18 protein-coding genes are annotated in these 23,370 nt (G+C 53.4%); 7 read left to right on the top strand and 11 right to left on the bottom strand.

What is annotated here, in order from left to right:
- Window positions 1-25: 25 nt before the first annotated feature.
- Window positions 26-880 (bottom strand): MBL fold metallo-hydrolase, encoded by an 855-nt coding sequence (locus tag ACR3EP_RS17850; protein WP_480638843.1) that lies wholly within the window; start codon window positions 878-880, stop codon window positions 26-28.
- 96 nt (window positions 881-976) lie between these two features.
- On the opposite strand from ACR3EP_RS17850, the gene ACR3EP_RS17845 reads away from it, so the two are divergent.
- The 4 genes from ACR3EP_RS17845 (at window position 977) to ACR3EP_RS17830 (ending at window position 7,455) form a co-directional block, all read left to right on the top strand.
- Window positions 977-1,876, top strand: coding sequence for a LysR substrate-binding domain-containing protein (locus tag ACR3EP_RS17845; RefSeq protein WP_480638842.1), 900 nt, complete (start codon window positions 977-979; stop codon window positions 1,874-1,876).
- An 829-nt stretch (window positions 1,877-2,705) separates the two neighbouring features.
- On the top strand, window positions 2,706-4,640 hold the full coding sequence (locus ACR3EP_RS17840) for a PrkA family serine protein kinase (protein ID WP_480638841.1): 1,935 nt from the start codon (window positions 2,706-2,708) through the stop codon (window positions 4,638-4,640).
- 15 nt (window positions 4,641-4,655) lie between these two features.
- The gene (locus ACR3EP_RS17835) at window positions 4,656-5,978 is read left to right on the top strand and encodes a YeaH/YhbH family protein (protein ID WP_480638840.1); all 1,323 of its coding nucleotides are present in this window, start codon (window positions 4,656-4,658) and stop codon (window positions 5,976-5,978) included.
- Window positions 5,971-7,455: a SpoVR family protein gene (locus ACR3EP_RS17830; protein ID WP_480638839.1), complete on the top strand. Its 1,485-nt coding sequence runs from the start codon at window positions 5,971-5,973 to the stop codon at window positions 7,453-7,455. Before ACR3EP_RS17835 ends, ACR3EP_RS17830 begins: the two co-directional genes overlap by 8 nt.
- Window positions 7,456-8,311: 856 nt before the next feature.
- Here ACR3EP_RS17830 and ACR3EP_RS17825 read toward each other — a convergent pair.
- A complete protein-coding gene (locus ACR3EP_RS17825; RefSeq protein WP_480638838.1) occupies window positions 8,312-9,205 on the bottom strand; it encodes a dimethylarginine dimethylaminohydrolase family protein in 894 nt (297 codons plus the stop codon).
- Window positions 9,206-9,321: 116 nt separating this feature from the next.
- Between ACR3EP_RS17825 and ACR3EP_RS17820 the strand changes: the two genes are divergently transcribed.
- The gene (locus tag ACR3EP_RS17820) at window positions 9,322-10,284 is read left to right on the top strand and encodes a LysR family transcriptional regulator (protein ID WP_425082381.1); all 963 of its coding nucleotides are present in this window, start codon (window positions 9,322-9,324) and stop codon (window positions 10,282-10,284) included.
- Window positions 10,285-10,448: 164 nt separating this feature from the next.
- On the opposite strand, the gene ACR3EP_RS17815 is transcribed toward ACR3EP_RS17820, so the two are convergent.
- The 5 genes from ACR3EP_RS17815 to ACR3EP_RS17795 all read right to left on the bottom strand — a co-directional run bounded on the left by ACR3EP_RS17815 (window position 10,449) and on the right by ACR3EP_RS17795 (window position 16,764).
- Window positions 10,449-11,849, bottom strand: coding sequence for a TRAP transporter large permease (locus ACR3EP_RS17815; RefSeq protein WP_170377243.1), 1,401 nt, complete (start codon window positions 11,847-11,849; stop codon window positions 10,449-10,451).
- Between the two features lie 11 nt (window positions 11,850-11,860).
- Window positions 11,861-12,493, bottom strand: a complete 633-nt coding sequence (locus tag ACR3EP_RS17810) for a TRAP transporter small permease subunit (protein WP_480638837.1) — start codon at window positions 12,491-12,493, stop codon at window positions 11,861-11,863.
- A gap of 67 nt (window positions 12,494-12,560) precedes the next feature.
- The gene (gene dctP, locus ACR3EP_RS17805) at window positions 12,561-13,571 is read right to left on the bottom strand and encodes a TRAP transporter substrate-binding protein DctP (RefSeq protein ID WP_170350191.1); all 1,011 of its coding nucleotides are present in this window, start codon (window positions 13,569-13,571) and stop codon (window positions 12,561-12,563) included.
- A 125-nt stretch (window positions 13,572-13,696) separates the two neighbouring features.
- Window positions 13,697-15,037, bottom strand: a complete 1,341-nt coding sequence (locus tag ACR3EP_RS17800) for a sigma-54-dependent transcriptional regulator (protein ID WP_480638836.1) — start codon at window positions 15,035-15,037, stop codon at window positions 13,697-13,699.
- Entirely contained in the window at window positions 15,034-16,764 is a 1,731-nt protein-coding gene (locus ACR3EP_RS17795; RefSeq protein ID WP_480638835.1) for a sensor histidine kinase, read from the bottom strand. The genes ACR3EP_RS17800 and ACR3EP_RS17795 overlap by 4 nt, the downstream gene beginning before the upstream one ends.
- A gap of 128 nt (window positions 16,765-16,892) precedes the next feature.
- Here ACR3EP_RS17795 and ACR3EP_RS17790 point away from each other — a divergent pair, with 128 nt between their 5' ends.
- Window positions 16,893-17,093 (top strand): hypothetical protein, encoded by a 201-nt coding sequence (locus ACR3EP_RS17790; RefSeq protein ID WP_480638834.1) that lies wholly within the window; start codon window positions 16,893-16,895, stop codon window positions 17,091-17,093.
- Between the two features lie 29 nt (window positions 17,094-17,122).
- Here the strand turns inward: ACR3EP_RS17790 and ACR3EP_RS17785 are convergent, their stop codons facing one another.
- The 4 genes from ACR3EP_RS17785 to ACR3EP_RS17770 form a co-directional block, all read right to left on the bottom strand.
- Entirely contained in the window at window positions 17,123-18,640 is a 1,518-nt protein-coding gene (locus tag ACR3EP_RS17785; RefSeq protein ID WP_480638833.1) for an AMP-binding protein, read from the bottom strand.
- A gap of 380 nt (window positions 18,641-19,020) precedes the next feature.
- On the bottom strand, window positions 19,021-19,416 hold the full coding sequence (locus tag ACR3EP_RS17780; protein WP_170350186.1) for a hypothetical protein: 396 nt from the start codon (window positions 19,414-19,416) through the stop codon (window positions 19,021-19,023).
- Window positions 19,417-20,357: 941 nt separating this feature from the next.
- Window positions 20,358-20,927, bottom strand: a complete 570-nt coding sequence (locus ACR3EP_RS17775; protein WP_480638832.1) for a chloramphenicol phosphotransferase CPT family protein — start codon at window positions 20,925-20,927, stop codon at window positions 20,358-20,360.
- A 35-nt stretch (window positions 20,928-20,962) separates the two neighbouring features.
- Complete coding sequence (locus tag ACR3EP_RS17770) at window positions 20,963-21,724, bottom strand: TetR/AcrR family transcriptional regulator (RefSeq protein ID WP_170550565.1); 762 nt, start codon at window positions 21,722-21,724, stop codon at window positions 20,963-20,965.
- 366 nt (window positions 21,725-22,090) lie between these two features.
- On the opposite strand from ACR3EP_RS17770, the gene ACR3EP_RS17765 reads away from it, so the two are divergent.
- On the top strand, window positions 22,091-23,284 hold the full coding sequence (locus ACR3EP_RS17765; protein WP_480638831.1) for an NAD(P)-dependent alcohol dehydrogenase: 1,194 nt from the start codon (window positions 22,091-22,093) through the stop codon (window positions 23,282-23,284).
- The last annotated feature ends 86 nt before the right edge of the window (window positions 23,285-23,370 follow it).

Here is a 23,370-nt window from a genome sequence, read left to right as displayed (position 1 = left end):
GCTGCCCCGCAACCCAGTCAGAGGTTCAATGGCCGTGCCATATGGCGTAAGCCATCCGTTCAACATGGGCTGGAAGGTTTTCTTTGTAGAACAGCCAATCTTCGAAACCAGGCAGTTTGACCGTATCCTTAAGTTCGTCGACCGATTTGCCGTTTTGTAGACCCTCCCAAACGGCAACGTACAGGGCTTCGACAAAGGTCAATTCTTCAGCGAGAAGCTCAGGCGATGAATGCTCCAGGTGGCCTGAAACCACGGTATCGTAGTCAAGCTCTGCTCTGACACGGCGCAGGGTGTTCAGAGCGCCCACATAATCATGCGTGTTCAAACGGGCGTTCGAGACCAGAAAACGCGGAAGATGCCAATCCACCCCCATTAAAACCTTGTCGTCGGGCATGTGGATCACGCTCTGGCACTGGCCGTCGCTGGACCCGAAGTACTTTAAGTCGATGATCTTATCGCCCAGTTCGATGCGATGCTCATCTGCATAGGTCACGTCAGGCAGCACCACCCGGTTTTCCAGATCGCGGCTCATCAACTCAACGCACCCTTCATGGGCGATGAACTCCGCACCTTCGTCCTTGAAAATCTGGCCGCCCCGCGAATGGTCAAAGTGATCGTGCGAGTAAACAACCTTGACCACGGGTTGATCGGTCAGCTTGGCAATTTCAGCGCGCATCGCCTCGGACCGGAATTCGTGATTGGGGTCTACAACCAGAACGCCTTCGTCCGTGATCACCACCAGGCTGGAATAATGCGCCATGTAGAACTGATAGACGCCGTCCTTCAGCTTGGTCATGGCCGGTGTCGTTTCATCACCTGCTGCAATGGCCGCGCTTGTAAAGGTGGTAGCGGCGGCGATGGCCGTCAGAATGCGCTTCATGGCATGTGTCTCCTTTTGCGTTGGAAACAACATACTCTTGACCCAACATGAGATAATTGATGTCATTGACAATTCAAAAGATACAAAAAGTATTGAATGGACAAGCTGAAGAAAATGACCGTGTTTGCTCGCGTGGTCGAGCTGGGAAGCTTTGCCGCAGCCGCGGAAGATTTGAATGTTAGTCCGGCCATTATTGGGCGACATGTGGCCGATCTGGAAGCGATGCTTGATCTGCGCCTCATTAGCCGCACAACTCGTTCGAAGGAAGTGACCGAAGCCGGAACTCGCTACTATCACGGGTGCAAGGCCACCCTGGAACAAGTGGATGCACTTGAGCAGGACGTGGTTGCACAAGAAGGGGGGCTGTTATCTGGAGTAATTCGCGTAGCTGCTCCGGAAGGGATCGGTACGCCACTGTTGCTGGATGCGGTGCAGAGCTTTCAGACGCTTCATCCCGAGGTGTTGTTTGATCTGGTGTTTGAAAATGAGCAGACTGACTTCATCAGCTCCAGGGTGGATTTGGCCATTCGGTTAGCGATCAAGCTGGACGATAGCAGTCTGATCGTTAGCAAGCTGGCTCAGACATCCCTCGGTTTGTTCGCGTCCCCCTCTTATCTACGCGCATATGGAACACCCACAACGGTTGCCGATCTAGACCAACATCGCTGCCTAGTCTTTGGTGCTTCACGATTTGGCGACAGTTGGCCGCTCGTGACAAATAAAGGGATGCAAAAGCTGCGCCTGCCCTGGAAACTTGTCATGAACCAAACCAATACTTATCGCGAAGCACTGGTGCGTGGGTTGGGGATCGGATTGCTTCCGGAAATCATGGCGATAGACCTGGTGGAAGCGGACCAACTTGAGCCAATCAATTTAACAGGGCAGTTCCCTGATGTTGGGGTGTTTGCAGTCTACCCCGAAAAAGCCTTCCAACCTCGCCGGGTTGGTCTATTTCTGGACCACCTTCGGCAACAGATCAAACAACATCTGGCCTGACCTAAAAAGCGCCCCCGTGCTGACTTCAATTGCACAAAGCCGAACTTGGGATGTTTGCAGCGAACGGCGGCTCCGTCCGCATAGCGGTCGTTTGCTGCAACTTGCTTGAATGTCTACTTTGCGAACAAAGCTGCCATTGATTGTCCAACGCAATCGGCACTCGAATTACCTCGGTCGGTGAGTACTCCGCATTAAACTTGTTCACTTTCCAACCGGCGTCAGTTCTTTTGACACCATACTTATTGGTCACCCAGCGATATGGTAGTGTTCTTGCGCAGACAACACGTTGGATCGCGAATTGACCGAGTTTGGGTTTTCCCCGTCGAAGTATCCCCACCTGCAATGCACTGCCACCAGCAAACGTAGTGGCAAGCGCTGTAAACGATGTCGTCGCCCTGGGTCGGCCGTATGCCGGATGCATGAGGCTGGAGACCGATGCACAGAGGCACGTCAAAAACCAGAACCTAGTGTCGGATCGAATAACCTGAGAAATCGGATGGTGAAGATGGGACGCCGCCTCGCGCGCACCGCCGTTAGGGACGTCCCGCGAGAGGTCGAACTTGAGTTCGCTCGAAACTAAGCCGCAAATGTTCCGCAGCCCGATCACGAGAGGTTTCTACTCGCACTAACGGCGGCGCGACCAAGCCGGCAAAAAGGGTCGCGTAGTGGCAGATATTGCAGGCGTCAAACAATACTAATTTCAACGGAGCAACGAACGGGAAACAAATTGTGATTAGAAATTAGATAATTACGGACCAGTTTTGTGGTAGACTAGGATGAACTTAGCGCGCTGGGACGAAGGAGTACGAAACCTAGAGGAACTTTTAAAATGGAGATTTTCGAGCAGTTTGCAGAAGAGTATGGGCGGACAAAGCTCATCGAAATGACATTGCAGGACTATTTGCTGGAATGTCGTGAAGACCCAACTATGCGGGCTACCGCAGCCGAGCGGATGATCGCCGCGATAGGCGAGCCCGAGCTTATTGATACCAGTCAGGATGCTCGGCTCAGTCGCATATTTCTTAATCGAACAATCAAGCGATACAAGCCCTTCCAGGACATATATGGCGTCGAAGAAACCATCGAGCGCATCGTTGGCTTTTTCCGCCATGCCAGCCAGGGTCTCGAGGAACGCAAGCAAATCCTCTATCTGTTGGGCCCAGTCGGTGGGGGCAAGTCAACGCTTGCCGAGATTCTTAAGAACCTGATGGAGCGGCAGCCGATTTATATACTGAAGGCGGATGACCAGATCAGCCCAATCTTTGAGTCGCCGCTTGGCCTTTTCGACCGTGCGCGGATGGGGGATATGCTAGAGAACAAATACAATATCCCCAAACGGTTGTTGAACGGATTGATTTCGCCCTGGGCTGTCAAACGCCTGCAGGAATTTGACGGCGATATTTCCAGATTTTCGGTTGTCAAACTCTACCCGTCGAAACTGCGCCAGATTTGCGTTGCGAAGACTGAACCGGGCGATGAAAACAACCAGGACATCTCTTCGCTTGTCGGAAAACTCGATATTCGCAAGCTGGAGGAATTCAGCCAGAACGACCCAGACGCCTATTCCTATTCCGGTGCTCTGAACCGCACCACGCAGGGGTTGATGGAATTCGTTGAGATGTTCAAGGCGCCGATCAAGGTCTTGCATCCGTTGCTGACCGCCACGCAAGAGGGGTCTTATGCTGGTACGGAGAATATCGGTGCTTTCCCCTTCCAGGGTGTGATAGTTGCGCATTCGAATGAAGCGGAATGGCAGCAGTTCAAAAACAACAAGAACAACGAGGCTTTTCTGGATCGGATCAGTTTGGTCAAAGTTCCCTATTGCTTACGTGCCTCGGATGAATCCCAGATTTACGAGAAGTTGCTTGAGGAAAGCAGCCTAGGTGAATCTCCCTGCGCACCCGAGACGCTGTCTATCCTGAGCCAGTTCAGTGTTTTGACTCGGCTAAAAGAGCATGAAAATTCGCCAACATTTTCTAAGCTCCGCGTCTATGATGGTGAAACACTGAAGGATACCGATCCCAAAGCGCGGTCAGTGCAGGAATATCGGGATGCGGCCGGGGTGGACGAGGGGATGACGGGCACATCGACCCGCTTTGCCTTCAAAGTGCTGTCCGAGACCTTCAATCACGACACCGAGGAAGTGGGCGCCGACCCGGTTCATCTGCTTTATGTTCTTGAACAGGCGGTGAAACGCGAGCAATTCCCCGACGAGATTGAAAGCCGGTATCTATCTTTCATGAAAGACGATCTGTCGCCCCGATACGCGGAATTTATCGGCAACGAGATCCAAAAAGCCTATCTGGAATCCTATTCTGACTTTGGTCAGAACCTTTTTGACAGATACATCTCTTTTGCAGATGCATGGATCGAAGATCAGGACTTCAAGGATCCGGATACCGGCCAGATTCTCAATCGCGGCGTTCTGGAACAGGAGCTTGAAAAGATCGAAAAACCGGCCGGAATCTCCAATCCCAAGGATTTCCGAAACGAAGTGGTCAAATTCGTGCTGCGCGCGCGGGCCAACAATAGCGGTCGAAACCCTGACTGGCGCAAATATGAAAAGCTGAGAAGGGTTATCGAAAAGCGCATGTTCGGCCAAATTCAGGATCTGTTACCGGTCATCAGCTTTGGCGCTAAGCGGGACAAGGAAACCGAAGCCAAGCATAACGAGTTTATTGATCGCATGATCGGCCGCGGCTATACGCGCCGTCAGGTCAGGCGCCTGGTTGAATGGTACATGCGGGTCAACAAGGCAGGATGAGGAGTCTATGCTCAAATGGCCCATTTCATCGATCGAAGGCTAAACCCCAAGGATAAGAACCTTGGGAACCGCAGGCGGTTTCTGCGTCGGGTTCGATCTGCCGTCAAAGAGGCGGTTGACGAAAGTGTCCGGCGTCGGAAAATCGCTGATGTCGACCAGCAGGAAAACATCTCGGTATCGTCAGAAGGGATCGGGGAGCCGCATTTTCAACATGACAGCAAAGGTGGTTCCAGACACCGGGTTCTAACCGGAAACAAGACGTTCAAGGCAGGTGACCGGCTCAAGAAACCCCCGTCGGGTCAGGATGGGCAAGGTGGACGTGAGGGGGCACCCGATGGAGAGGGCGAAGACGAGTTCATGTTCGTCCTGTCGCGGGACGAGTTTCTTTCCATGTTCTTCGAGGATCTCGAACTGCCCGACATGGTAAAACGCAGTCTGAAAGAGGTTGCCGTCTCCAAACCGCACCGCATGGGATATACTGCCGCTGGGACGCCCGCCAACCTCAGTGTTTCGCGAACAATGCGCAATGCGTTCGGGCGACGTCTTGCAATGCGGCGCCCGACAAACACCGAGATACAGGCTCTTACGCAACAGGTTGAAGAACTAGAGGCGTTGGAAAATACAGATGCGGCGCGAAAGGCGGAAAGGCAGTTGCTGCGCGAGCAGCTCGACAAGATGCTACGGCGACGCAAGATCATTCCCTACATTGATCCGCTGGACGTACGTTACAAGTATTTCGAGATGCGCCCCGAACCGGCAGCTAATGCGGTGATGTTCTGCCTGATGGACGTTTCGGCCTCGATGGGAGAGCGGGAGAAGAGCCTTGCTAAGCAGTTCTTCGTCCTCCTGCATCTTTTTCTCAAGCAACGCTACGACAAGATCGAACTAGTATTTATCCGCCACACGCAGATTGCCGCGGAAGTCGATGAAGATACCTTCTTTCACTCCCGCCAAACCGGTGGGACGGTCGTGAGCAGCGCGCTTAACGAGATGAAAAAGATTATCGAAGCCCGCTATCCGTCCGCACTGTGGAATATCTATGCCGCGCAGGCATCGGATGGTGAAAATTTCAGCGGAGATTCGCAACTGTGCGCCGACCTGCTGAACAGTGAACTGATGAAGTGGTGCCAATATTTCGCCTATACGGAGATCGTCGACGAGACCGAAGCCAATCTGATGAACAGCGAAGACAATGGTATGGAGCTGTGGCGCTCGTACCGACAGGTCGCAGAGGCTTGGCCAAACTTCGCCATGAAACGGATCGCGCGCGCCAGTGACATCTACCCGGTTCTGCACGAGCTGTTTGCACGCAAGACGAACGGAGTTTCCAATGGCTGATCCTGCCGAAGCTAAGGCGCCGCTGTTTGACGGAGCGGAATGGGATTTCGAGACCATCCAGCGCAGCTTTGACGCGATCGAATCTGTGGCGATTGATGATCTCGAACTTGACGTCTATCCCAACCAGATAGAAATCATCTCGTATCAGCAAATGCTGGACGCCTACTCGTCGACCGGGATGCCGCTCATGTATCGGCACTGGTCCTTCGGGAAGCGTTTCGTTCACGAAGAAAAAGCCTACAGCAAGGGCGCAAACGGTCTTGCCTATGAGATCGTCATAAATTCCGATCCCTGTATTTCGTACTGCCTCGAAGACAACACTATGGCGCTTCAGGTCCTTGTGATTGCCCACGCGGCCTTTGGACACAATCATTTCTTCAAGAACAATCACCTGTTTCGTCAGTGGAGTGATGCACAGGGTATTCTCGACTACCTCGACTACGCGCGCGGCTTTATTGCCCAATGCGAAGAACAGCACGGGGAACGCGAGGTTGAGCAATTGCTGGACGCCGCCCACGCGCTCATGCCGTCCAGCGTTTTCCGGCATAGGCGCCCGCCCCACTCATCGCTCGCGGATGAGAGAACCAGACAGCGTGAGCGGCGTATCGAGGAGGAACGGGCGGTACACTATTTGTGGGACGCCTTCGATCATCCCACACAGTCATCGAAAACCGATGAAGAGGCGCGGAAACGCAAGCGTGAAATGGGGTTGCCAGAAGAAAACCTGCTTTATTTCGTTGAACGCCACAGCCCGGTTCTGGAGTCTTGGCAACGTGAAGTTTTGCGTATCGTTCGCAACATAGCACAGTATTTCTATCCGCAACGCCAAACCAAAGTGATGAATGAGGGGTGCGCCTGCTTCGTTCACTATTACATCACCAACGAGCTGCACCGCGCCGGTCTGCTGACGGATGGCGCCATGCTGGAAATATTGCACAGTCATACCAATGTGCTGACGCAGCCTGGCTTTGACGCTCCGAACGCGATGGGGATCAACCCTTATGCGCTGGGTTTCGCGATGATGCAGGATATCCAGCGCATCTGCACCGACCCGACCGAGGAGGACCGGGAATGGTTTCCGGACATAGCGGGAAGCGGCGCGTGGCGCGATATACTAAAGGATGCCTGGGCCAACTATCGGGACGAGAGCTTCGTGCAACAGTTCCTCAGCCCCAATGTCATGCGCCGATTCCGCATGTTTTCACTGACCGATGACGAGGGGAAACCTTTCTACACAGTCGACGCAATTCATGACGAACGCGGTTATCACCAAGTGCGCGACACCTTGGCGCGCGGTTTCGACGTTTCGGAACACGATCCCGATATTCAGATCGTTGACGTAGACTTGATGGGCGATCGTCACCTCAGGTTAAATCACTCCGTGCGCAATGGTGTGCCGTTGAACAAAAAGGCATCTGAGGCGACTTTAAGTTATCTGCAGCAAATCTGGGGTTTTGATGTGGCGTTTGAAAACTAGGTTCGGGACTCATTGATATCCGCTTTGCGACGTGATTCATCGTTCGAAGAATGAGCGGTGACCTTTCTGATCTTCTCTGGCTGAGCCATGCGCAGATGGTGCGTCTGCAGTCCTGTTTCCCAAAGCCCCACGGCAATCTTAGGACGACAGCGGACAGCGACAGTACCAGAGCATTTTGATCAAGATAATGTCGCGCGGATATCGACACCCTATGGAAAGATTGCGCCGAGTTATTGTTATCTTCACGTTTGGGACAGCGATGCCTCAGTTGTACCGAAGGTTGATGCAACAAAACCGCATCAAGAAACCCACCGATCTGGGGCGATCCACAGGTCACTTCAACCTAATAACTGAACGGGGCCAGTTCTTTAGCAACCCGAAGCCCATCCACATCCGAACGGTTTAGCGCCAATTCCAGATCAAAGCTCGCTGCGCAAACGCCTGAACTAAGCATGGCAGGCGCAAACAGTGATCCATCTTCCTTACCCTAGTTGGCAACATCTATCAGAGCGTCCGTTTAGGTATGGTGATCTTAAATAAGTGCACAATCTCCAAGCCTGTAAAAACACCATAGTTGCTCATTAGAATGCCTCCATGCCGTTACGTGTCTAAATGCCCGCCAAGGGCAATTGGCGACAGATCTGGATTTAGGCCTAACCCGCGGGCAAGTATATTGGCCGACCGGTCATACTGACATAGCACCCGCCCTCATCACATCTGACGGAACGTCTTGCGCGCCAGTCGGTGTTCGTCGGTTTGGGCCACACGTATGCAATCTCCACCAGGCTGAGCCCCGATTTATGTCATGCCCATCGGACATTGCCGCGGACGATCAACTTTAATGCCCAGATATTGGTCATGCGGCCTCGCGATGCAGGGCCTGACACAGGCAGTGAACGCCACCGCCGCCCAAGGTGAACATCGACATATCAGGATCATAGACCTGGAACCCAAGGGCCCGCATTTTTGCGTTTAGGTCGGTAGCACCAGCCATAGACAGTACCTTGCTATCCCCTAGCGCCACCAGATTAACCCCGAGGTTTTTGGCTTCGCGGAACTCGACATCAACTATTTCAATGCCCCATCCTTTGATAACATCCACCAACCAAGGCTCCATCGCGTCAATGCAGGCCACGGCAAGTTTCTCGGCCAACGGAACGATTAACCCGTCCATGTGGACAAACTCGCGACTAATTGGGGCAACGACTGCCTCCCAACCCTCGGTGCGGACAAATTCGGCTACTTGTTCCGATCCCTCTTGCTCAGACCGTTCACCACAATAGCCAATTAGAACACGGCCAGGTTCGATGATGTTGAAATCACCGCCTTCAAAGTGTCCTGCGGTCGCAAATTTCCAAATCGGGATATTGTTGTCCTGATAAAACTTTATCGCGGTGGCATAATCCGCACGCCGACACTTCAACTGCATATGGCAAATCAAAGCGCCCCAGGGGGTCATCGCCGAGCTGTCACGGGCGAAGAAATTGCGGTGAAGGACCGGATCACTGTCCAGATAGTGACAGTTCACGCCGTTTTCTTCGTAAATCGACACCATTTCAGCATGTTGTGACATCGCCTGTTGTAGATCAAAGGTCGCGCCGGTTTTGTGCGCATTGGCCAACGTCCGACCGATCAATGGGCCTGCTTCAACCCATTTGAAGTATTCAGGACGACCAAGCAGAACATCCGTGAGTTTTGCGTAATCGTTGTTGATTCCCCAATTGGGCGCATTTTCCGCCTTCAACGCCATGGTGCCATTTCCTCTGGTCTCATTCCTGGTATTGCAAAGCTTGGCACGGCAATTACAATTATAAAATTACAAAATAAGAGATATTATTTGCATAAATATACAAGTAAAGGTCATGTATGCTGCCTCCTTCCTTATCGAAAGCCGACATTCATCTGCTGCACGTGTTTTCTGTCGTCGTTGAAGCACGCAGTTTCTCGGCAGCACAAGTTGTTTTGAACGTGTCCGCGTCGACGATTTCGCGCCAGATATCCGATCTCGAAACGCGCTTGGGTCTGAGACTGTGCCAGCGAGGACGCAAGGGGTTCCGCCTAACCGACAAAGGAGAAATCGTCTATGCAGCCTCTCGCAAGCTCTTTGCAGCATTGGATCTGTTTGGTGAAACCGTAGACGGGACGCGCGGGAAACTGGTCGGTCGGTTGACTATCGGAGCAATCGACAATTGGGTTTTCAATGACAACGCGCCTATCGTACCAGCTTTGTCAGAGTTTGCTCGTATTGCGCCAGATGTGGCCATCGAATTGCATTCAATTGCGCCTGGCGATATCGAGATAGGGGTTCAGGACGGACATATCGCTTTAGGCATCGGAGTGTTCCACAATAAAAAACCGGGGTTGATATATGAGCCGCTGAAAACGGAACGAATTGGCCTGTATTGTGGACAAACCCATCCTTTGTTCAAAGCAGAACCGAAGGCCGCCGTTGATGAATTTCTTTCTCAGGCAAACTTTTGCAATCGTGCCTATTTGAACGAACAAAAAGTTGCGCCGGTTTCACGCGGCTTACGCTCTACAGCCAAAGCGCATCAGATCGAAGGCGTTGCCATGTTGGTGCTGACTGGTCGTTTCATCGGCTATCTTCCCGAAGGCTTGGCTGATATCTGGGTACGTCAGGGACGAATGCGCTCAGTCGGAAATGGTCGGTTCGATCAGAAGTCGCATATCACGCTCGTCCGCAAACGTGGTGACGAACCAAATCTGGTGGTTAAGACCTTCACAGAACTACTTGTACGCGCATGTAAATCTGATCTGTCTTCAGATTCCTCTCTGTGGGCAAGGTCTGCTACTCTCCCTAATGGCTGATAGTCTTGCGCTCGAAGCGAATGACCGCTTTCCGCCCGAACTCTCACGTGTATCGAACGGCCTAAACCGGCCATTGAACAAGTGTCATGTATTCTGCAGTGCAGCTGATTGATGCAGGCCTTAGCTGCAGCGGCATACCGCACTCCAAATTCATTCCATGTCATTCAAACCTGACCAGGAAGCCATAGGACGATAGCAGGGAAGGCAACGAGCATCGCGATGGTTGCAGCATCCGCCAGAAAGAAAGGCGTTACACCTTTAAAAACATCCTGAACGCTTAGGTCATCACGAACGCCGGCCACGACAAAGCAATTCAGCCCAATAGGTGGGGTGATCAGGCAAAACTCGGCCATTTTGACAACCAGAATGCCAAACCAGATGGCGCACATAGGCCCAGACATACCGAAGGTACTTTCGGCTGCGCTTACGGTTTCGCCACCGTTCAACGCCATGACGGCGGGGTAAACTACCGGCAACGTCAGCAGCAGCATACCTATCGCGTCCATGAACATACCCAGTACAGCGTAAGCTAGAAGAATACAGATCAGGATCAGCATCGGAGACATCTCAAGCGAGGTAATCCAGTCGGAGAACGCACTTGGCAGTTCGGCGAACCCAAGAAAACGAACGTAGACCAAAACGCCCCAGATGATCGTGAAAATCATGACGCTCAGCTTGGCAGTTTCCAAAAGCGCGTCTTTGAGCTCGGACCAGCGCATGCCTTGATACAGCGCCATCAGGAACACCACAAATGCTCCAATTGCGCCGCCTTCGGTTGGCGTACCCCAGGCATCGCCGCCGAACGGGTTGTAGACAAAGAAGATGATGGTGACGACGACAATCACGATGGGCAATGCGGGCGGCAACGAGAGGAAACGTTCTTTCCATGTAAATCCGGTGACTGCGGGACCAAATCCTTTGATAACGACGGCCATGCCAATGATCAGCAAGCCATAAATTACCGCCGAGAACATGCCCGGGATGAACCCGGCCAACAGCAGTTTACCCACGTCCTGCTCGACAATAATCGCGTAGATGACCAGAATGGCCGAAGGCGGGATGAGCGAAGCGAGTGTACCGCCTGCAGCGACGACACCTGCAGCAAAACGCTTGTCGTATCCGATCTTCAGCATCTCGGGGATGGCGATACGGGCGAACACAGCGGAAGTCGCGACCGAGGCTCCGGATACCGCAGCAAACCCAGCGGTTGCGAAAACGGTCGAAACCGCCAGCCCACCGGGGACCCAAGCCAGCCAACGCTTTGCGGCTTCGAACAGTGCTTTGGTCAAGCCCGCGTAATAGGCGAGGTAGCCAATCAGGATGAAAGTCGGGATAAGGCTCAACGCTTGGCTTGAAATCTTGGAGTGCGGCACCTGCCCCGCTGTTTTGACGGCCACAGTCACAGCCTTGCCGAACCGCGCCGGATCGTACCCAAACTTAGCCCAGAAGATCCAGATCAGACCAACCATGCCAGCTGTCGCGGCGGCGAAGGCCACGCGCATCCCCAGCACCACAAGAACAAGCATACCGCCCGAGACGATCAGACCAATATCAATGGGTTCCATCAGATTTAACCTCAGTTATCGTGGCCCGAGACGTGCTCGGCTTCCATTGCAGCTTGAGTGGCTGCGTCAGCTATCAGCGGGACGGCAATAGGTGCTTGATCGGGGTGCCGGATCGCGCGCCCGTAGGCCCAGAGCTGCAAAGAAAGCCTTAGGCAAAGCACGCTAAAGGCAACGGGGGCCAACAGCTTTGCGGGCCACAGCGGGATACCTATGTCGATGGAGCTGTCGCGGCTCCAGAGTGGAGCACCAAAGTCAAAGCTGCGTGCGAAATGCGCCCAGCTCCCCCAGATCAGCAAGACGATCAGCGCCAGAATGACAGCGGTTGAAATGAACTCAACGATATAGAGCGTCCGGCCTCTAAGCGCTCCAACAACCATGTCCATTCGGATATGACCGCCATCACGCTGCGCATAGGAAATCCCCATGAAGGCGATTAACGGCATGGCCTGCTCGATCCAATCCACGTAGCCGGGAAGTGGCGCATTGGCGAAATTCCGACCACCAACGGAGACTACGGCCATGACCATCAGCGAGAAAACCGCAAGACCGCTGATCAGGGCCAGAAAGCTTTCCAGTTTGTAGAGGTGTTGATCGAGAATGCTGAGACGGCTGTCGTCAGACAGCACCAGGGATGACCCGGCCATCGTTTTGCTCCGCTGTCAGGGGGAAAGGCACCCGACGCCAGGTAGGCGACGCCGGGCAGTGAGTGGATTAGCTGCCGTTTGCGATCTTCCCAGTCACAAGGTCATAAAGCTCTTGTGCTGGCAGGCCACGCTCGGTGTTTTCTGCAATCCAGGCCTCGGCCGCGGGGGCGGCAGCGGCTTCTTTGAACGCTGCGATTTCTTCATCGCTGAAAGTGACCCGTTCGATGCCGCGTTGATCCAGTTCAGGGCCCCACGCTTCCATCGTTTTGGTCTGGTAGTGGCTCACGTAGTGATCCAGTGCCTCATCCACCGACCCCAGCAGAACTTCGCGGTGTTCGTCAGACAGATCTTCCAGTGCCAGCGTGTTCACCACGACAGGGCAGTTGACGGTGCCGGGATTGAGGTTCGTCGTCCACCACGTGCCATTCTCAATGGTGCCGAAGGACATATGCGCGTGTGGCGCAAAGCTGACCGCTTTGACGATGCCGCTGTCCATTGCCTGACGCACTTCGGATGCAGACATCGAGGTCGGAACTGCTCCAACCGTCTCCATCGCCTTGCCGATGCCACCTGTCGCCCGAACGCTCAGACCTTCAAAATCGGTTAGGGATTTGGGTGCTTCACCGACACCAACAAGGTTGTACTGCGGCAGCGGAGACGGCATCAGCAGAGTCGCGTCCCAGCGGGCCAGATCTTCGACAACGGCCGGATGTTGATAAACGGCCATCGACAGGTCGACTTCCTGTTCAAGGGATGTCACGCCCAAAAACGGCAGTTCCAAGACAGTGATCGAAGGGTTCTTATCGCGGTGATAGCCAGCGCAGAACTGCGCCATTTCAAACGCACCAATCGAAATCCCATCGAGGTTTTCTTTGTTCTTCGACAGGCCACCATAGCTGATGTTGAGCGTGAACTCACCGCCCGTCTTTTCGTTCACCAACTCCGCAAGTTTCTCGACGTGTTCGGTAAAGGCGCGACGCTTGCCCCACAGGGAAACGTTCCATTCGACAGCCAGTGCTTCGGATGCAACGGTCAGCGACAAAGCTGCAATGGCCGCCCGGTTAAGATGTTTGCGCATAGTGGCTCCTCCCAAATCACGCAATGTGTTTGGGCAGAGTATTCAGGATGCGTAGCAGCCTGCCTATGAAGGAAAATGCGCGAGGAACTCCTGTTTCCCTGCGGATATCCGCAGAGTGGTTTCGATTACAACAGCGCCTCTTTATCGAGACCGAGTTTGACGATCTTTTCGTTGAGCGTCCGTCGGCCGATCCCAAGCGCTTCGGCGGCGGCATCCATGCGGCCTTTATGCGCCTTGATGGCTTTGCCGATGAGCTCGCGTTCAAAAGCAGCAACCGCTTCGCGTAGGGTATCCGGCACTTCGTCGAAGTGCTGATCGCTTTGGATGGCCTGCGCCACCGACCCTCCTCCGCGTCGGGCCGCCAAAATGCGCCGTTCGCAGACATGGCGCAATTCACGCACATTGCCGGGCCAGCTATGTGAAAGCAGAGCGGCCAAATCGTCCTGATCGAGTTCTGGCGCGTCTATCTCATAAACCTTTGCGTATTCGTTCAAGAAATGCGTTGCCAACAGAACCAGATCATCCCGTCTTTGACGTAGCGGAGGTAGAGACAGGACGACAGTATTCAATCGAAACAAAAGGTCCTGACGCAAGCGGCCTTCGTCTGCTGCCAGTACAACGTCTTCGTTGGTTGCTGACACGACTCTGAAGCTTACCGGTACCGGTGACACAGCCCCCACCGGCAGCACCTGCTGATCTTCGATGACCCTTAGTAGCTTGGCCTGCGCCGCTGGTGGGCACGAGCAGATTTCGTCCAGAAACAAGGTCCCTCCCGACGCCGCCGCAAGCCTTCCGTCGGATTTACCCGCGATGCCGAACATTTCCGCTTCAAACGTATCGGCCGACAATGCAGCGCAATTCAGTGCCAGAAACGGTGCCTCCGGCGAGCGGCCCAAATCATGTAAAGCATGAGCAACCAGCTCCTTCCCGGTGCCCGTATCTCCCTGCAACAAAACCGCAACCGATGTATCAGCAAGATCAAGTACTTCTTGTCGCAAGTCTGTAATGGCGTCTGTTTGGCCCAGCAGGATGCGGTCAAGGCCTGACAGTTTGAACAGCCGGTCTTTGAGGCGAGCATTGCTTCTTCGCATTCTGTTTTGTTCAGCTGCGTGCCTCAGCACCGTAAGCAATCGCCGTGGTTCATATGGCTTTTCGATGAACCCGTACGCCCCGTCCTGTATGGCCTGAACCGCCATCGGGATGTCACCATGTGCCGAAATCAATACCACCGGAGGCGCCACCTGTCTGTCCAGACTGGCCAGCAATTCAAGCCCCGACATACCCGGCATACGCACATCGGACAGAATGACATCGGGCGACGCACTGGCCAGATACTCCATCACGTGGGTCGCGCGCGACAGGGCGCTAACAGTCCAGCCGGCGGCTTCGAGCAACTCGACAAGAGACTGTCTCATTGATTTGTCATCATCGACGACCAGAACTTTAAAGGGTTGCCGCTGGGTCATTCGTTCGTTTCTTTAGTAATTGAGGCCATCGGGAAGGTGACACTAAAAACTGTTCCGCCGCCATCACGATTTCGGGCCGTCATCTTGCCATCGTGATCTTTGACAATGCTGGTGGAAATGGCCAGTCCCAAGCCCATGCCTCTCCCGCTCTCTCTTGTGGTTACAAATGGCTCTTGCAACTCAGCCAGCGTTGCCTCGCCCAACCCGTGACCGTTGTCCTGAATTTCCAACACCGCTTCATCATCAGTAGCTATGACAGCGATATGGATTTCAGGTGCATCCACTTCGTCCATCGCGTCAATCGCATTGCGCAAAAGATTAGTGATGACCTGTTCGATCCGCAGGGCGCTGCCTCGGACAAAAGCCGGATCCGTCGGCGCATCAACTGAGATTTTCACCTTGCCCTGCTCGATGTTTGGCGCAACCAGAGCCAACGCGGCGTTAACCGAATTGGATAGGTCTACGTCATCGAACGCCTCACTCTCTGACCGTGCAAAAAACCGCAATTGGCGTGTAATCCCTTCCATCCTGTCGACCAGGCTTCCGATATTTTGCGACAGCTTGGCCTCACCAGAAGATGAGATTTCTTCTGCCACCAGGTGATTGCGCATCGCAGCGATAGGCTGGCCCAGTTCATGTGTGACCGACGCGGAGAGTTGCCCCAGAGCCGCCAGTCGGCTTGCGCGCTCCAATTCCCCTTGGGTGCGTTTGAGGCTCCGCTCGGCTGTCTTGCGGTCGTCGATTTCGATAGCGAGCCTTTCATTTGCCACCCGCAGCTTTGCTTCTTCCTCTTCTGACCGCACTAAGGCCGCGCCAACGCGCCTTGCGCGTTGTATCTGGAAAAAGATAAATGCGAGCCCCGCTAAAAGGACAAAAACTGTTGTTACAAGCCAACTGCGCGCAACGGCTTGATCGTCACTTGCAAAATAGTGAAGCGACCAGCCATGGGGTAAATCCGTAGCTGCAAGATGCAGACGCTTCGTCCCCGCAATTCTGGCCTGATCTCCCGGCAACTCAATCCAGTCCAACGCATCTAAGTCTTGCCCCGGAAACTGCCTGGCTTCTCGAATCCGTTCTTGCTGTGGTTCTGACAATGGCGTCAACGCGCGATATTGCCAGTTCGAGTTCGAAGAAAGCAGAACGACGCCGTCTTCATTGGCCAAAAGAACCTGTTCGCCCGAGTTTTTCCAACTATCCTGAAGATTGGAGAAATCGATCTTAATCGCTATGACGCCAGTTGAAGCGCCCTGGTCGTCAAGCACTGCGTTGGCGATGAAGTATCCTGGCAGACCAGTCGTTGCCCCGATGGCATAGAAGCGGCCCTGTTCACCAGAAATGGCAGTTTGGAAATACGGACGGAAAGCGTAGTTCTGGCCAACAAAGCTCCCAGTGTCGCGGTAGTTCGATGCGGAAATCGTGATCCCGTCTTCGTCCATCAAGTAGATCGCATCCAGCCCCGCCTGTTCCGCAAAATCCTCGAGGCGTCGGTTCAAAGTTCCGGTACCGTCTCCTTCAGCTGTTCCAATTACAAAGGAATCCTGTGACAGCACATATGTGAGGTGGGAAAATCGTTCGAGTTCGCTGTTTACCGAGCTTTGGTAAAGAGAGAGCCGGCCCTGAGCTTTCGAAAGCTCCTCCGAAACGAAGTACTGGTAAGAAACCAAATAAAGGCCAATGCTGGCGGCAATGGCTATCAAAATACCTACAATATACGAAGCTGATCGCATCGAATGCCCATGAACTGCGACGGTATAGGATCACAGTAGGTATTAGCCGTCCATCCCAAGAGTACTAATCTAACATTTGGATGTTTAGGCCAAACAAGAATGACCGAGTAATTAGAGAACGCGAAGCAATGAACGAACATGCCGAAACAACTATTTACATTCCGCAAGCAGATTCGGCCCAGAGCCGACATCCAACCATTTGTTTCGATGCTGCGGTCGCAGCCCGCATTGCAGACTTTCGCCGCGAACGCAAAATCCTGTTCAAACCGAACTTACACAACGCGGGAAAAACCGTCGTTCTCTGCTTGGTAGAATTGGCATGCAGTTGAACGAAGGAACTTGCCTTCGAGAAGCTTGATTACGCACCGCTGACATTCGCTTGGCGAAGCAGAAATCTCTGAATTTTACCGCTGGGTGTCTTCGGCAGTTCTTTGACGAATTCGATAAGCCGAGGATAGGCGTGAGCAGAAAGGCGCTGTTTGACATAGTCCTTCAACTCCGCGGCCAACGCATCATTACCTTCTGTGCCATCCGCCAGTACGACTACCGCTTTCACTATTTCGGTCCGTTCCTTGTCAGGAACGCCTACGACCGCCGTTTCCGTTACAGAGGGATGTTCGATCAGAGCGCTTTCAACGTCAAACGGTCCGATGCGATAACCCGAAGAGGTGATAACGTCGTCGTTCCGACCAACGAACGTTATACATCCGTGTTCATCCCGCTCCACTGAGTCCCCAGTAAGATAGTATCCGTTCTCGATCGATTTGGTGCCCATGTTTAGGTAGCCGCTAAAGAACAAGAGAGGTGAATCCGCAATGTTGACGGCCAATTGACCTGGCTCATTGAAGTCGGCGATGCTGCCGTCCTCAGCCAGAACCTCAACCCTGTATCCTGGCATCACATAGCCAGCCGATCCCGGGCGTACCGGATGTTCGAGCCCGTGATGATTATTCACCAGCATACCCGTTTCCGTCTGCCCATAATGATCCTTAATCGGCGCATTCAGTTCGGTCTCGAACCAACGGATGACTTCGGGGTTCAGTGGCTCGCCTGCGCTGCTGATGCAACGAATCTGATCGCGCAACTGTGACGCGCGCTCGGTTCCCGCGGCGATGATTAGTCGAAACGCAGTAGGCGCGCCTGCAAAGTTAGTCACGCCCAATTTCGAAATCACGTCATATGTACTGTCCACTGTGAAAGGCCCTTCGACCAGAGTGGTTGCATGTCCCAATAGTAGCGGGCCGATCAATGCATAGTAGAGTCCATAGGCCCAGCCTGGATCGGCTATATTCCAGAAAACATCCTCATGTTGCAGGCCGATCCCTTCGACCATGTAAGATCGAAAGGCAGCCAGAGCCTTTAGGGGCACGGGCACTCCTTTGGCGGGACCTGTAGTTCCAGATGTCGCCATCATGAACATCAGATCATCGCCGTTCCGCAAAACAGGGACGAACTCAGGCGATTGCGCGGCCATCGCCTGGCGGAAATCAATGTCTCCCGCAATAACCCCTTGTCTCGTTTCCACAATCGTCGCGACAGGCGGACAACTTTCCAGTCCGTCGAGCTTGATGCGGTTCGCGGCGTCAGTCACAATCAACTTCGCGCCACTCATGGTCAAACGGTCCTGAATGGACTTGGGCCCAAAGGCTGTAAACAAAGGCTGATAGGCCGCGCCAGCCAGGAGGGTGCCGAGAACAACTGTCACAAGATCCGGGGTGCGGGGTAACAGACCTGCCACGATGTCACCGGGTTGGATGCCATGTTCTTCCAGCAAGTTGGCGAAACGCGCAGCTTCTTCGCGCAACTCTGCAAAATTGCGCGTCTCATGGTGCCCATCCAATGCAACCCAGTTCAAAGCACGGGGATTGCCCTGCAAATGGGCGTCACAACATTCTACGCATGCATTTATCCCGTCGCTGAAGTTGCCGAAAAAGGAAAACTTTGCCAGCTCCAGGTCAAATTTCTCCACCCTTTTGGAGTATTCTGGGGAAGTCTCAGTGTCAGAACTCGATTCCATCAAAACGTATTCCTCCAAGTGCAGCCCTTAATTACCTTGCACTTAGACAGGTCGAATTTCCACGTTGGAAATTACGCGAACATCAGCGCAACGTGAGTGGTCCATTTGTCCCGAAGCAAAGCTCGGTTTGTGTTACATAGCAACCATCGGGTTTTGCGCAGCATCTGCATGGTTTCGGCTTCAGTTTGCGACGCCAACGGCCCATTTCAGACATTCGAGTATTGCGAAGTATCGGACGGCTACGGCCCTTCGCAGATCAGCGGGAAGGCACCGACTTCTGGTATCGTGAGTGTGCCCACGGTGACGAAATCGTCACCTTCGACGGCTGTTATCAATCGAACCGAGGCAACGATCCGGCTATATTCAGGATCGGCGAAGTCGATAACAGTGTGCATATCGACATCGGCCCCCTGCGCCACGATGATTGGTATCGCACCATCAACTTCTGTTAAGCTCCAGTGTTTGCTGTCTGCGTGAATGGTCGCACTCACGACTGCGAGTCCAGGGACAGTTCCCAATCCGACAGCAACAACTGCGCCTGATCCATCAGGGGCTTCACAATACAACTCAACAGTTGCGAATGCCGAGGTTGCCGAGAAGAAAGCAAACAGCGCCAGAGCAGAAGTCCTGATCATGAAGATTTCCCTTCGTTCGCAATCCGACCTAAAATACATTTTAGGTTCACTGTTCTCAACAAGCGTGTCTCAACGCGGGTCAAAGACAAGGAAACACCGGCATCCGCAGACCACTACGATGCCCCAAATCATTGGCATCGAACGGCTAGAAGTTAATTGAATCCGTTAAGAGTTTGAGCATTGTAGCGGACATTCAACTTCAGCACAGCAACCGAAGCAATAATACCCCAGGCTGCGACGTGGCACGACCCAAAAGAGACGTTGGCCAAGGGCTGTGGTGTTGCAGTGCAGCTTCCCGAAAGCAGACATTTCCAGTTCACATCAAACCAACTTCACCTCGGATGGACCAGCTTATCTGCGTTTGCTGCGGCCCACTCGTGCATCGCGTGAAGCAACCCGTCACGCATGAAATACTTGTCGGAGAAGCTCTAGAGCGCGGCAGCCTATACCACGGCTGGTGCAGATGGAATCTTTGTTCCGGGGCTGACGATTGTTTTGGTGAGTGCAGAATTTCCTTTACAAACCGACCGCCGGTCTAGATATACAGACCAACGGTCTGTATTGATGGATTCGGAAAACCACTAAAGCCTGCCCGCCCTCTCGCCTCGTGAGTACTTAAAACAAAAACGCCGGTCGCTCCACGACACCCATTTCGTGGACGCATTAGCTGTACCTGAAATCGAAAGCTTGAAACATGCACTATGATTCCCACCGTGCCCCACGAAGTATTTTGGAGTTCTGCGCCCGTCAGTTGCGTCGAATTTGGCAATACTCAGGAGATGTTCGAAAAAGAAATGGCTCAGTAGGAAACCCCAACACTACAACGCCATTGTCTGACCACATGCGCCGAGACGTTGGGTTGATTGAGCGAGGGCCGGATGATCGTTCGCATTGGTGGTCATATTGACGTGGTCAGCGATGGGATTGTGTATCTTCGCATCCTACAGGTTCAAATTTGCCTTTATCAACTCTGCGCATGCAATTGGCGAGGCATCTTCTGTATTCACCGATAAGTCATATTTCATCCCATCATGAACACGCTCGAATTGCCATCTGGAAAGCCCGAGCGTCCGGTCGCCTCGCTTTCGTTCCCGTGCCTCCAGCACGTCCAGCGAAGCAAACAAACCAACCATGTAAAAATCATACGGCTCCAGTAAGCTTTGATATTCAGATACCGCGCTCGCAGACCCGGCTTCCGTGTTTCCAAACAACACTTCGTCAACAATCAAATTATTCCCGGTGCGCGCCATTGCAGCAACTGAACGGCGCATTCCGGAAAGTGCGCGACTGGCTGTTGGTCCGACCCGTGCGAAGGTCACTGCTTTCCCGCCCACCACACGCTTTTCAAAACTCAATCCATCTGGATCACCAGCAAGCCGCTCTGGCAACATTGCCAGGAAGGCATCCATTTCGATGTGAAGGAACGGTAGTGTCATAATGTTCTGAAGCGCTTTTGCGATAGAACTTTTACCAACGCTCCCTACTCCGTTTAGGAGAATTACTGTCGCCATAGGTCTCGTGACTGATTGATCGCTGCCAAGGTCCGTTATTTGGCTGTGGAAGGGGGTGAAGGCACAGTTTCCATCGTAACATCCACCGCTTCCGGCCATCCAAAATCTGTTGTCCCATCCGGCAGACCCAGAATTCGGTCGAGTGTTAGAAATTGCATATCGATCGCCGCCTGTAAATTGCGTGCGGCTTCATCTGCTATGTCAGTTCCCCGGGCGTCGATGGCGCGCAGCAATGCAAAATCAAAGAAGTTCATAAGGAAGAGTATAAGCTCTGCCGCCGTATCAACATCGGCGACAGTGAACGTTCCTTCGTCACAGCCCTTCCGGATGATTTTGGTCAGGACCGGCATGGCACCAGTTCTGACCCTGCGCTTGAATTGTTCGAGCAGGAACAGGTTTTTGTCCTGGTTCATGATCTTGAACATCTCGACCTGGCCTGGGTAGTCATGCTCGCGCAGGTAGTTTGCCCTTAGATGGGTGAAGTTATGCAACAGATCGAGTGCCGAAGATTTCTCGTCAGAAGCAACAACAGACATTTGCGCGAACACGCCTTCTGCCATGCCATCCAATACCCCGAACAAAAGCTCATCCTTGGATTTGAAGTGGTGATAAAAGCCACCTTTCGAAACACCGGCCAGATCCAGCACATCCTGAATGGTCGTATCTTCGAAACCTTTCGAAAAGAACAACATTTGCGCACACCCCAGTAACTGCGCGCGCCGCGCCTCTGGCTGCATATTCTTCCGCTTCGTAGGTTTCATACATTTCCCCCTTGCAAACCGACCGACGGTCTGCAATTACAGACCTGCGGTCGGTTTATATCCCGACTCATCTGGCAGGACAACGAAATTCACCTGCCGCCCCGAAATAAATGATGCGCTGATGCAGCCCAAGACCGCAAGCTACAACGCTTCGCGCGCCCAGTTGAGTTGTGTCTACTACACAGGATCGAATGCCATGAATGCTCTTGTCTGCAGGGATATTTCAATATCCGAGTTACGCCAAACATCTCGGCTGGCTGGTATCCGGGATTTGCTTGAACTTCTGGTCAGGCTTTCCCCGGACTGGGACGAAGCCAGGCGATCTTTGTCTCAAACAAGTCCGCAGACTTGGCTCGTAAATCCGTTCTCCCTCAATTGATCCAAACCTCTCAGGAGAGAAACATGTTGGACAATGTAAGAGCGCTTTCCACGGTTTACCGCGCAGCCAAAAGCATGACGGCAATCGCTTTGACAGAGTTGCCTGAGCCTGGGAATGTCGCGGAAGCATTGCAATTGGTGAACGTGCCCGTGCCAAGACCTTCGCGCCACCAAGTCGCGATTCTGCTGTTCGCTTCATCACTGCATGTCGATGAAATTTATGCGGCTCAGGGCACCGCTCTTGGTCGTTTCTTCGGGCCTAAACACGCTTCGGCAAATTCCCCCTACGTCATGGGGACTTCGGTGTCAGGGGTCGTTGTCGCAACTGGTCAGGACGCAACCCGGTTCAATGTTGGAGACGAAGTGATCGTCGTTCCCAACGAGCTTGGCGAAAACGGGTCTTGGGCAACATACAGATGCGTTTCGCACGCCTATCTGATGCTCAAACCCCCGGCCTTGTCTCATGTCGAGGCGGCAGCCGCGACACTATCAGGTTGTGTTGCGTGGGGTGCGATCAACACCGCACGCGTCGAAAAAGGTGACCATTGCCTCGTTGTTGGGGCATCGGGTGCCGTCGGATCCATGATGGTTCAGTTTCTCAAATCAAAGGGCGCAATCGTGACCGGGGTTTGCAGCGGCGCGAATACCGATCTGGTGCGCACGTTGGGTGCAGATCACACGATCGACTACAACGTCACCAGTTTTGGTTCGCAGGGCCAAAACACCTACGACAGGGTCTTTGATCTGGTAGGCGGTCGGGACATCGAGGCCGCAGCGTACCGAATACTGAAACGCAATGGCCGGTTCGTCACGATTGTTGGCCCAGTGCGCCACATTGGTGAACGCAAGCTGTCCAGGGCCGAGTTTCTTCTGGGTGTTGGACACATTGTTTGCCGCAGTATCGCAACACGGTTCCGCGGTCCTCGGTATCGTTTTTGTGCCTCCTTGCCACGGAACAACGCCTATGCAGCAATACTGAGCATCGCAAAGCACAACATACGCTCTCCAATTGAAGCCGAGATTCCATTCGATTTGCCGCAAATCCGGGCCGCAATCAGAACTCTGATGTCCCATCGGACAAGAGGTCGGATCGTCATCAACTTTTTGACCAACGAAAAATCAAGCCGGCCGGAAACCAGTTCCAGACCTGAGGTGCACCTCAAGCAATCACTGTTCCGGCACAAAACGAAATTCAATCAAGACACGGTAACACTATGACAAAACTTTGGAAATCACCGGGGTCGGACAATCCCGTTTCATCTGTCGCTCACCGCAATCGACGCAATCCAACCGATCGCATTGCG

Source organism: Ruegeria sp. BB10, from assembly GCF_056535725.1.
The sequence above is the reverse complement of the archived record's forward strand: the minus strand, read 5'-3'. Positions and strand labels throughout refer to the sequence as shown.

Bases quoted from the DNA above. Each gene is read 5' to 3' on its own strand.
- ACR3EP_RS17765 (WP_480638831.1), top strand. From the start codon at position 22,091: ATGTTGGACAATGTAAGAGCGCTTTCCACGGTTTACCGCGCAGCCAAA.
- ACR3EP_RS17795 (WP_480638835.1), bottom strand. From the start codon at position 16,764: ATGCGATCAGCTTCGTATATTGTAGGTATTTTGATAGCCATTGCCGCC.
- ACR3EP_RS17840 (WP_480638841.1), top strand. From the start codon at position 2,706: ATGGAGATTTTCGAGCAGTTTGCAGAAGAGTATGGGCGGACAAAGCTC.
- dctP (WP_170350191.1), bottom strand. From the start codon at position 13,571: ATGCGCAAACATCTTAACCGGGCGGCCATTGCAGCTTTGTCGCTGACC.
- ACR3EP_RS17790 (WP_480638834.1), top strand. From the start codon at position 16,893: ATGAACGAACATGCCGAAACAACTATTTACATTCCGCAAGCAGATTCG.
- ACR3EP_RS17780 (WP_170350186.1), bottom strand. From the start codon at position 19,416: ATGATCAGGACTTCTGCTCTGGCGCTGTTTGCTTTCTTCTCGGCAACC.
- ACR3EP_RS17850 (WP_480638843.1), bottom strand. From the start codon at position 880: ATGAAGCGCATTCTGACGGCCATCGCCGCCGCTACCACCTTTACAAGC.
- ACR3EP_RS17825 (WP_480638838.1), bottom strand. From the start codon at position 9,205: ATGGCGTTGAAGGCGGAAAATGCGCCCAATTGGGGAATCAACAACGAT.
- ACR3EP_RS17815 (WP_170377243.1), bottom strand. From the start codon at position 11,849: ATGGAACCCATTGATATTGGTCTGATCGTCTCGGGCGGTATGCTTGTT.
- ACR3EP_RS17810 (WP_480638837.1), bottom strand. From the start codon at position 12,493: ATGGCCGGGTCATCCCTGGTGCTGTCTGACGACAGCCGTCTCAGCATT.
- ACR3EP_RS17775 (WP_480638832.1), bottom strand. From the start codon at position 20,927: ATGGCGACAGTAATTCTCCTAAACGGAGTAGGGAGCGTTGGTAAAAGT.
- ACR3EP_RS17845 (WP_480638842.1), top strand. From the start codon at position 977: ATGGACAAGCTGAAGAAAATGACCGTGTTTGCTCGCGTGGTCGAGCTG.
- ACR3EP_RS17830 (WP_480638839.1), top strand. From the start codon at position 5,971: ATGGCTGATCCTGCCGAAGCTAAGGCGCCGCTGTTTGACGGAGCGGAA.
- ACR3EP_RS17820 (WP_425082381.1), top strand. From the start codon at position 9,322: ATGCTGCCTCCTTCCTTATCGAAAGCCGACATTCATCTGCTGCACGTG.
- ACR3EP_RS17835 (WP_480638840.1), top strand. From the start codon at position 4,656: ATGGCCCATTTCATCGATCGAAGGCTAAACCCCAAGGATAAGAACCTT.
- ACR3EP_RS17800 (WP_480638836.1), bottom strand. From the start codon at position 15,037: ATGACCCAGCGGCAACCCTTTAAAGTTCTGGTCGTCGATGATGACAAA.